Consider the following 9,691-nt stretch of genomic DNA (forward strand, 5'->3'; position numbering starts at 1 on the left):
TATAATAGTATCCAATAACTAGTGGTCAGTTCGGTCATACCAAAAGCTGGCAACTAGTGAATCATATGTTAATTTAGAATCCATGTCGGAAGATGTGTTTTTTTTTAATTTTAAGAAGTCAGGTTGGGCGGTTTTTGATACGATCAGACTGGTTCAGAATTCCTTTCTAAAAAAGACAAGGATTGAATTTGTGGATTAAGCGGATATCACTGGTTGATTTGAAATATTATAAATTTTTAAGGTGTATTTTCAATAGATCAAGTATGGATTGTAGATCAATCTGCCCATTATAGTATAGTGCTTTGCTTTTAATATACGATTGATTAAGTTGTTGTTTTAACTTGTCGTCTTCTAGTAAAAAAGCTTGATTTTGTGAAATAGGGATTTCGAAGTCTGCGTTAGGGAATCTACGCTCTTTATGGTTTAAATACTCAGGAGTTCCAATGAATTCCTTTACTTCTTGTTGATTGAGGAGTTGGTATATGTCATAATATTGACGCATAAAGTTGGCTTGACTATTTCCCGAACTTTGCATATTTCTAAATTTGGTTGCTATCGTTTGCAATTTTTCTACAAAGGTATAGCGCATATCATAACATGGAATTTGCAGCGCTCTGTTATCTGTTAAACTAGTTGATGCTTGTAACGCTTTGTCAAACGCCCATGACGAAATATCCATAGGATTGTTTGGAGTTACGTTATCGAATCCTACTTCTAATAAAATTCCTTCTTTTAATCCTGGCAATGCGTTAAAAAAAGAATTGTAAATTAATCTTATTCCTCCACTCCGATAATAATCGGTATCGTCAAAGAAAGTATCTCTTTCAACTACTTCAATCCGCTCTATTTTGATTTCATCTGCTAGCATGTCATAGAAAGCTAGTCTTTTGGCAACATTGTTTGCATTGGTATTTTTAGGATTTTCATTTATCCCCAATGTTGCGCCGGGGTGGATGTGGATGTCAATATCCTCTGAAAATCTATCAATTATTTTATATGCTTTTGATAGGGACGTGCCACCTTTTAACTCAAACCGAAAGCCTAATTTTTGAAGTCCGTAAAGGCAATGCATAATCCAATAATCTTTTTCGATCAATATGGGATCAATCGCCCGTTCTTCAGATTCCGCAAGGAGTAAGTCTTTGAAGCTCTTGTGCTGATGTAGATACATTGTTCTATTCTAATTTATTTATTATTTTTTTAGCTTTTATAGAACCATATTTATCAGCATTTTTTTTAAGAAGCTCTTTGTTAAAGTGCGGTACCTTTGACTTTAGATTATCTACTAAAGTTTGCTCATCTTCTTCCAGGCTTTTTATATTATTTAATAAATCGATAACTAAGTATTCGGATGACAGTTGCTTCGGAAATTTAGACTTACGCCTAAATTGATAAACCTTATTGCCAAGTTTGACATCTTCATGTTTTTTATGATTGTACACCTTTTTGCTATTATACAGCTGCGTTGTTCCCAATCCCAATGAATTGTAATAATTGGGTGATGTTATCAAAAAATCATCACCTTTTAAATATTTTTTTATTACATCTTTCTCCTCAGGTGCAGAATCTCCGAAAGCTGTTTTTTTAGGTGCATAGTATAAGCCTTGAGCTAATTTTTTAAGACTACCTTCTCGTACTAAGTTCGCTAAATCACGATCTATCGATTTTGACGATTTTGCTAAATCCTCTCTACGATATACCAGCCCTTTTCGTATTGATTTCCTTAAATTATCCAGCTTATACATGATTCAAATGTATGAAATAAAATTCAAATTTCATGCAAATTTTTGTACGTAAAATAGTTTTATTTTTTTTAATATACTGTATATGAGTGTTGTAGCGAAGGTTGGTATTAATAACTTTTCTAATTTGTATTACCATATATAAATAGTATTTAACAAAAGTGGTCTTTCAGACAGGTAAAAGACAAGCTACTAGTACATCATCTATTTATAGAGTCACGTCGAGAGACGTGGCTTTTTACGTCAAAAAGGGCCTGATTCTTTGTTTGTACAATAATTTTTATATTCCTATCCTGGCCCGTTATGCACCGATATATACACCATGTACTAACGAGTTTTCTTGAGCAATTGATGGCGATGTAAAGAAAATAAAAACGGTTGTTGTGAACAGGTCAAGGTAGAAATAAAGCTAAGTACTGAAGGTTTTGATAGGCGCTTTTAAGAGCCATATTAAAGGAAGATAATGGTTTTGTAATTGCATAAATGTGATAAGTAATGTCCTCAATTAGGCATTTACAACAAAATACTTTTTCAGGAGCACTATCTGCCCTAGGTGATAATAGCAGTGTTCAATCATCGACTCTATATTTAGCAGATAAGTACCATATTTCTCATCTATAAAAATTTCTTGTAGTTTTTCTTCTGGCATTTGTTCAAGCATCTGAGCAAATTCTATGGCATCTTTCCAAAAATTAGTTAAAAAAACTTCCCATTCATCACTTGAATTTATAGCGGGAAAATCAAAGCTATATTTGTCCCTTATAGTCAGAGTTCCCTCTCTAAAAGCATCTTTAACTCCTTTTATGTAGTAATGAATGTGTTGGGCGAGAATGGCAATTGAATTTAGATTGTCAAACTGTTTCGTCGCCGTTTTCCAGTCAAGTCCTTCCAGTTGATCCCTATAATTGGTGTTTGCAATAAAAGTTCCATTCAAGATCACTTCTTTGAACCTCCTTGCCAATTCATGCCTAAGTTCCATTCTTATAGTTATTTAAGTTATAAAGTTACATAATTTATGAATTTTCTAAATTGTTGAATGATCTAGAAATTATCCCATTATTCCCCGATAGCTCAAAATCAATTAGTTCATCATATTTTATTCGTTATCAAATAAATACATGTGTCGTAGCCGTTTCGAGGGATGTAGCTTTTATATTATAACTGATAAAATATACAATAAATCATACTCAAATTAAAAGCTGCATGACAAATTATAGCGCCCCAAATAGCCTCTGTTTTCACCTTGAAGAAGTAAAACAATCTGCTTGCAAAATACATTGACAAACACCAGATAAGTGTTGGTATGAAAAGAAAATGCCAACCGTCGAGCCAGTATACTAATCCAAAGTGAGCAATGTGTGTTCCAGTTGAAATTGAGAATACTTTTCCAAGAGCTTCTTAAATAAGATTGCATAAAAGATGTCTTTTTAATCGGTTGCTTTAAGATAGTAAAAAATCTTTCTCTTTTCACCTCCCCATTCCCGCCATTCACCGAGTTTTCTTCTCCGTTGGTCTAAAGCCCATAGGCTAGGGGCGTATTGTGTTGTAGTTTTGAATCAACAAATAAGAACAATATAACTAACACTATAAAAAAAGACATTATGAAAACACTAGTAAAAACATTCACAGCAGCAGCCTTAATCGCAGTATCAACATTTGCTATGGCGGCTGAAAAAACAGTATCAAAAACTGAAAAAGAAAACGTTAACCTTTCTACAGCAGATTTCGCTTTAGACCATTATGTTGCGGTAACCACAGAAGGAGAGTCAGCAGGGATAGAGCAGATATTTGCTACCGATTTCAATCAAAAGATCCAAGCTACAAATGCACAATCTTATAATCGCAGCGCGGTCGTTAAATCTTTGAAAAAACAAAAAGGCGAAAAGCTCAACTGTACAGTAACTACCGACATTATCGAAGAGTCAGCTGACTATATGGTTGCTAAGGTGACATTGAAATTTGAAGATTTTACCAAGACTGATCTGGTGACTTTGGTACGTGAGGGGGATAGCTGGAAAGTATCTAGTTCAGTCAATTCGTATAAATAGCACCCTATCACTAGCGGTTTGCAGTCCAAAAGGGGCAAACCACTAGTGAATCATATGTTTAATTTAGAAGCCATGTCGTGAGATGTGGCTTTTTTACGTCAAGAGGGTCTCATGTTTTATCGAGGCTTTTCTAAACATTTATCTGTAGCATTATTTCTAATCAGAATTTTATGTTCATTCTTTTGAATCCAGTCTTACCCCAATAGCTATATTTAATTTTTCCAGTAATTTGATTCTTAGCGATGCAACCTATATATCTGCTGTCAAGTGCATTATCCCTGCTGTCTCCTAAGACAAAAATGCTGTCTGCTGGAACAACGAAATCATTCATATTCATCATGCCATCGCCAAACTCTTCCTTACTTTTATAGATATGATGACTGTGTCCATTTGGAAATGTCTCTTCAAATTCAGCGAAGTTTATACCTTCTAAATTTCTGTCCGCAATAAATTTGGATTTACTTAACTTGTGATTTATCGAGACAATATTGTTTTTAAGCATGATTGTGTCTTTGGGGAGACCAACTATACGATACATAAATTGTTGACCATCATCCTTAGTAAAGGTAACCAGATCTCCAATTTTAGGTGTGTTTTTTTCGTAGGCTTTTGTATCTATTATAATCCAGTCGCCTTCGAGAATCGTTGGGTTATTCGCTGTGGTTTGAGCAATATAAGATTGTATACCTATCATTTTTTTCTTGTCAAACACAAATGTCATTGTAAAGCTGAGGCTGGCGATCAATGCATAATAATACCATTTGTTGTAAGGTTTGAGGATATAAAGTTTTTGTCTTTTTGCATTCAGTATAGCATCCATTACTGTAAATAAGAGGAATGATATACAGATTGTCATAAAAATACCCATTCCGGCAAAGGAGGTTGTCCAGCGGGTGAGAGCAAAAATTACAGGGATTATATAACTTAGGGCGAAATAAAGAATACCTTTCTTTATCTGTCCATTATAGACCTGCCCTAGGCCAGGAAAAAATAAAGAAAATAAACCTGCTTTAAAAGCATTTCTTGGATGTGATTGAGGTGCATCAATTGCCGTTAGATCTTCCATAAAAGAATTGTAGGTATAATACAGTTAAAGAGCGGTAATCGACTGCCTACATATAGGAAGTCTTTCCCGGCAATTAAAATTAGTCATTTATTTTTGAATGTAGCTATACTGTAAACTTTAACAGCCATCCTGTGTCAGATGCGTGCTATAAATTCACCTCCCCATTCACCCCATTCACCGAGTTTTCCTGTCCGTTGATCTAAAGCTCGTAGGCTAAGGATCTATTGTGTCGTAGTTTTGAGTCAACAAATAAGAACAACAGAACTAACACAATAAAATAAAGACATTATGAACTCATTAGTAAAAACATTCGCAGCAGCAGCATTAATCGCAGTATCAACATTCACTATGGCCGCTAACGGACCAGGATCAAAAGCAGCAAAAGCAAGCGTAAACCTTACTACAGCAGATTTCGCACTGGACCATTATGTAGCGGTCACTACTGAGGGCGAATCGGCGGGAGTAGAGCAGTTATTCGCCGAAGATTTCAACCAAAAGATCCAAGCTTTCAATGCACAAAACCATAGCCGTGAAGAAGTCATCAAATCCTTGAAAAAACAAAAAGGTGAGAAGTTGAACTGTACAGTAAGCACAGACATCATAGAAGAATCAGCAGACTACATGGTAGCTAAGGTGACTCTAAAATTTGAGAACTTCACCAAGACAGATGTGGTTACCTTAGCGCGCGAGGGCAATGACTGGAAAGTGTCTAAATCAATCAACTCATATAAATAAGAGCCATCTCAAATAAATATATAAATGTTGTAAAGCCACATCGAGAGATGTGGCTTTTTTACGTCAAAAGGGCCTGATTCTCATCAGACCCTTTCTCTTAGCGTTTATCTGTACAGTAATTTTTATGTTTCTTATCGTTTCCTCTTTTTTGTTTCGTCATCCAATGTTTTTAAAGACAATTGGATTTTCACTGCACTACGCCAATTTTTATGTTGATCCTTTCTCTAGAAAGGTAACTAATAGCCGTTTTATATAGTAAGAACAATAGTCAATTTGAAATAGTTTTATTGGAGTAAATTATTTTTGATAACTTGAATTGGCTTATTAAATGGACAAGGACTTATATCATCAAAAACTTTTGGTACTACTTTCGGCATGTCCTGCTTTGAAGGTAAATTTGCCGTCGATCTGCATATTTTCCGGTGAGCAATGAGACGATCATTAATAGTCATTGTAAATATCGTTATAACAAGGGTAACTAATTTAAGTACTGGAAAATTATGGTAAATAGAAGTGTGATCAAAAAGCTTTCAGACAACGAACTCGAAAAGTATATAAAACCAGATAGTAGGTCAGTAGCGGATGCTGTTCAATATGCTTATGAGATTCTTAAAGATAGGGGGCGAGATTTTGCTCCCGCTGAATCAGAGCAGATCGAAGCGCTGATTAATAAGAAGCGAGAAGCAGAGTTTGCGGAGGAGAATTCTTGGGATGAGGGAGCTACAACTGATGAAGATGCTATCAAACTATATAAAAATAGCGCGATATTATTTTTTTGCCTGTTTTTTGGAGTTATTTTCGGCGCTGTGCTCCAAGCTTTAAATTTCCTAAGAATAAAAGATATCAAGGGGGCTGTTGTCTCTTTGTTATTTGCAATAGGCTACACTCTGTTACAGATTTATATTATCGATTATATAGGTGGAAACTATATGGACATCACTGATAGTAGTTTTTATATCAGGCTGTTTCTTTCAGGTATTGGAGTAGTCGGCTTATCTCTTATTCGCGGGCTTATGTTTCCGAAAGATCTTAAATATAGAAGCAGGTCTACAGTAGTCCCGGTCGTGGTATCATTTTTAATATTGGCTACTATTTTTATAATGTACACAACAGGCTGATCTTAGTGAAAAGTAAACATGCAAATGAAATCAATTCCATACGATAGGAACGGAATGATTGGAGGTTTCCTGACAAACTGATGGTTTTCAATCCCGCCCAACTTAGAAATATAAAGGGCATGATAAATGACAAAAATATTATGGCTACAATAAATTGATAATCTGTATTTTGGTTCGCTTGAAGTGCCAAAATAAATCTTGGCACACAAATTATGATAATTAGAAATAAACCAAACTTCCAGTTGAAATTGAGAAAACTTTTCCCAAAGCTTCTTAAAATATAATTGCATTCTTTCACCTCCCCATTCACCCCATTCACCGAGTTTTCCTGATCATTGGTCTAAAGCCCATAGGCTGGGGGCGTATTGTGTTGTAGTTTTGAATCAACAAATAAGAACAAAAAAACTAACACAATAAAATAAAGACATTATGAAAACATTAGTAAAAACATTCGCAGCAGCAGCCTTAATCGCAGTATCTACTTTCGCTATTGCCGCTGAAGGACCAGGTTCAAAAGCAGCAAAAGCAAACGTTAACCTTTCCACAGCAGACTTTGCCCTTGAGCACTACGTTGCAGTCACTACTGAAGGAGAGTCGGCAGGCGTAGAGCAATTATTCGCTGAAGATTTCAGCCAAAAGATCCAATCATCCAATGTACAAAATCACAGCCGTAGCCAAGTAGTTAAATCTTTGAAAAAACAAAAAGGCGAAAAGCTGAACTGTACAGTAAGCACAGATATTATAGAAGAATCAGCTGACTATATGGTAGCTAAAGTGACTTTGAAATTTGAAAACTTCACGAAGACTGATCTCGTTACCTTGGAGCGTGTGGGTAATGATTGGAAAGTGTCTAAATCGATCAATTCGTATAAATAAATACCAACAGCCAGTGGTCTGCCATAGTATTCGGAGGCAGACCACTAGTGAATCATATGTTTATTTAAGGCCAGGTCGTGAGATCTGGCTTTTTGATTGTTATTTACGAACACTTACTCTTTTTGTATTTACAATCTGATCATTTGTATTTTTAAATTCAAGAATATAGTTGCCCGGCCTTAAATATAGAAATTCCTTTGCGGTTTTGATGAAAAGCTGGTCTGCTGGAATTCGATGTCCTTGTTTTTCGTCTGCATAATAAGCTTGAACAAAAAGCCCTTTTTGCCCGTGCGTATTTAGCTGCACAGCCTTTGTAAGGTTATTATTTAATAAGTACTCAGGGCGACTGTTGGGAATTAGGTAACGGGGATAAAAAAGTGAAATATCCACAAAGTCATCATGCCAGGCTGTATGGCCTTTTAAAGCGACGACAGGTGTGCTAAACGAAACAAACTTGTTTACCGTCAGGAATTCGTCCGTTTCAAATTCGGTATAATATCGTTCAATATGTCGAGTTTGTGATATTGTTAAGGGGTCAATATTGGTCATTTCTTTAAAGAATTGAGCCATTTTTTTCCAGCTAGTTCGTGTATTTTCATAGACATGGTCATATCCCGCATAGACAAGTAGTTTCGCATGAGGGTCAGTTTCGAGCAATTTAGCTAGGTTGGCTGCTTGTAATGAGTCGCGCATGCGATTATTATTTGTATTGTTGGCGTCATATTTTATCAATACAAAATTCTGTCGCAATGCTTCCCTGATCATTTCTGCGAAAAGGGGTTCGTGGCTATAATAGCCTGTTGTATCCGTGACGATTCGGTTTGTGTTAATGTTTTGATCAGCAAGGTCTTCAATAGCTAAATATTTAAAACCTAATTTACGAAAACCATTTAATAATTGGGATACAAATGCGCGGTGATAGGGAAAGTTATGCGCTTCATTGATCATTACTACTTTTTCATTTTTGGCTCTTTTCAGGATGAATTTTTTGGCATCGACAAAGTTATGCTGTTTATAAAATGTACTGTCATATTTTATTTCATCGTTTTTAAGCGCGTGAACATATTGCTGATCCCAATAAAACCTTGAGCTATCATAGTTGCCAATAAAAGAATGATAAGTAGATTGGAGTTGATAAAAAAGGGATTTCGTTCTAGCATCCATGCTATTCATTGTTAGCTTGTTGAATTCTTGAATGGCTATCTGGTAGTTTTCCGGATGCTTTTTAATAAGTTGGTCATTGAGCTCAAATAATTTATGTATAGTGATTTGCCCTGAGACCACGCCGCTGATTATAACAAAGAATAGCGAAAAAAATATCTTCATAACTAGTTTTTTAGTTTTATAACTAATATATTAGTTTTAACGCTGATTTCAAAATTAATCTGTTAGAAATTGGAAAATTTATAGATATATTACCTTCTTAATCCCACCATTCACCGAGTTTTCCTGTCCGTTGGTCTAAAGCCCATAGGTCAGGGGCGTATTGTGTCGTAGTTTTGAGTCAACAAATAAGAACAGAAAACTAACACAATAAAAATAAAGACATTATGAAAACGCTAGTAAAAACATTCGCAGCAGCAGCCTTAATCGCAGTATCCACTTTTGCTATGGCAGCTGAAGGACCTGGAGCAAAAGCAACAAAAGCAAACATTAACCTTTCCACAGCAGATTTCGCCTTAGAGCACTATGTTGCGGTAACAACGGCGGGCGAATTAGCAGGGGTTGAGCAGTTGTTCGCAGAAGATTTTAGCCAAAAGATCCAAGCTTCCAATGCACAGTCTAATAGCCGCAGCGAAGTGGTTAAATCTCTGAAAAAGCAAAAAGGAGAAAAGCTGAACTGTACAGTAAACACAGATATCATCGAAGAATCGGCAGACTATATGGTCGCTAAAGTGACGTTGAAATTTGAAAACTTCACCAAGACTGATCTGGTTACCTTGGAACGTGTGGGAAATGACTGGAAAGTATCCAAATCAATCAATTCGTATAAGTAGTATTTAATAACTAGTGATCTGCCAAGATCAGTATAACGTCAGATCACTAGTGAATCATATGTTTATTAAGGCCATGTCGAGAGATGTGGCTTTTATTTTTACTGAGAAA

The 9,691-nt window shown here is 35.6% G+C and carries 10 protein-coding genes; 5 read left to right on the plus strand and 5 right to left on the minus strand.

The features are described from left to right. Nucleotides 1–226: 226 nt before the first annotated feature. From B4A24_RS23320 to B4A24_RS23330, 3 genes are all read right to left on the minus strand, one after another. On the minus strand, nucleotides 227–1,171 hold the full coding sequence (locus tag B4A24_RS23320) for a nucleotidyl transferase AbiEii/AbiGii toxin family protein (RefSeq protein ID WP_288812131.1): 945 nt from the start codon (nucleotides 1,169–1,171) through the stop codon (nucleotides 227–229). A gap of 4 nt (nucleotides 1,172–1,175) precedes the next feature. Next, nucleotides 1,176–1,745, minus strand: a complete 570-nt coding sequence (locus B4A24_RS23325; protein ID WP_288812132.1) for a type IV toxin-antitoxin system AbiEi family antitoxin domain-containing protein — start codon at nucleotides 1,743–1,745, stop codon at nucleotides 1,176–1,178. A 502-nt stretch (nucleotides 1,746–2,247) separates the two neighbouring features. After that, nucleotides 2,248–2,721 (minus strand): DUF1572 family protein, encoded by a 474-nt coding sequence (locus tag B4A24_RS23330; RefSeq protein ID WP_288812133.1) that lies wholly within the window; start codon nucleotides 2,719–2,721, stop codon nucleotides 2,248–2,250. A 622-nt stretch (nucleotides 2,722–3,343) separates the two neighbouring features. On the opposite strand from B4A24_RS23330, the gene B4A24_RS23335 reads away from it, so the two are divergent. Next, nucleotides 3,344–3,790 (plus strand): nuclear transport factor 2 family protein, encoded by a 447-nt coding sequence (locus B4A24_RS23335; RefSeq protein ID WP_288812134.1) that lies wholly within the window; start codon nucleotides 3,344–3,346, stop codon nucleotides 3,788–3,790. Nucleotides 3,791–3,950: 160 nt separating this feature from the next. Here B4A24_RS23335 and lepB read toward each other — a convergent pair whose 3' ends face one another. Then, on the minus strand, nucleotides 3,951–4,856 hold the full coding sequence (lepB, locus tag B4A24_RS23340) for a signal peptidase I (protein ID WP_288812135.1): 906 nt from the start codon (nucleotides 4,854–4,856) through the stop codon (nucleotides 3,951–3,953). A 288-nt stretch (nucleotides 4,857–5,144) separates the two neighbouring features. On the opposite strand from lepB, the gene B4A24_RS23345 reads away from it, so the two are divergent. From B4A24_RS23345 to B4A24_RS23355, 3 genes are all read left to right on the plus strand, one after another. Continuing rightward, a complete protein-coding gene (locus tag B4A24_RS23345; protein WP_288812136.1) occupies nucleotides 5,145–5,591 on the plus strand; it encodes a nuclear transport factor 2 family protein in 447 nt (148 codons plus the stop codon). Between the two features lie 500 nt (nucleotides 5,592–6,091). After that, nucleotides 6,092–6,709 (plus strand): hypothetical protein, encoded by a 618-nt coding sequence (locus tag B4A24_RS23350; protein WP_288812137.1) that lies wholly within the window; start codon nucleotides 6,092–6,094, stop codon nucleotides 6,707–6,709. A gap of 429 nt (nucleotides 6,710–7,138) precedes the next feature. Next, nucleotides 7,139–7,585, plus strand: coding sequence for a nuclear transport factor 2 family protein (locus tag B4A24_RS23355; protein ID WP_288812138.1), 447 nt, complete (start codon nucleotides 7,139–7,141; stop codon nucleotides 7,583–7,585). A 99-nt stretch (nucleotides 7,586–7,684) separates the two neighbouring features. Here the strand turns inward: B4A24_RS23355 and B4A24_RS23360 are convergent, their stop codons facing one another. Beyond that, nucleotides 7,685–8,911, minus strand: coding sequence for a hypothetical protein (locus tag B4A24_RS23360; protein WP_288812140.1), 1,227 nt, complete (start codon nucleotides 8,909–8,911; stop codon nucleotides 7,685–7,687). 224 nt (nucleotides 8,912–9,135) lie between these two features. On the opposite strand from B4A24_RS23360, the gene B4A24_RS23365 reads away from it, so the two are divergent. Continuing rightward, entirely contained in the window at nucleotides 9,136–9,582 is a 447-nt protein-coding gene (locus B4A24_RS23365) for a nuclear transport factor 2 family protein (protein ID WP_293947335.1), read from the plus strand. The last annotated feature ends 109 nt before the right edge of the window (nucleotides 9,583–9,691 follow it).

Source organism: Sphingobacterium sp. UBA7249 (genome assembly GCF_002472835.1).
GTDB classification, from domain to species: domain Bacteria; phylum Bacteroidota; class Bacteroidia; order Sphingobacteriales; family Sphingobacteriaceae; genus Sphingobacterium; species Sphingobacterium prati.